Below are 325 nucleotides of genomic sequence, written 5' to 3' on the forward strand. Positions count from 1 at the left end.
CGACCTTGAGGCCCTTGGCCTCCCTGGTCGCCATGCCCTTGACCTCCTTGTCGAGGTTCTGGTCGACGAAGGACTTGGTGACGAAGGAGAACGTCTTGCCTTCGGCATCCTCGAAAGTGGTCGTCTGCTGATCGGTCAGGCGCGTGTTGTCGTTGGTGACGATCTGGGTGACGAAGCGGAATTTCACCGTGTAGCCCTCGCAAGGCGAGCCATTGAACTCGTACACCATGCGGCCCGAAATACCGGTTATGCCGGAGCGGTCGGATGCCTTGTTGAGGGTCAGGTCGTAGACCGCGCGATGCGCCTGCAGCGCCGGAACGGCAAA

Annotated in this window: 1 protein-coding gene; it reads right to left on the reverse strand. The window is 60.6% G+C overall.

Annotation, left to right across the window (positions count from 1 at the left end):
• On the reverse strand, positions 1–325 hold a 325-nt coding region (locus EN824_RS34070; protein WP_135933205.1), incomplete at both ends, for a DUF1849 family protein.

Source organism: Mesorhizobium sp. M8A.F.Ca.ET.181.01.1.1 (assembly GCF_004792025.1).
Taxonomy (GTDB): Bacteria; Pseudomonadota; Alphaproteobacteria; order Rhizobiales; family Rhizobiaceae; genus Mesorhizobium.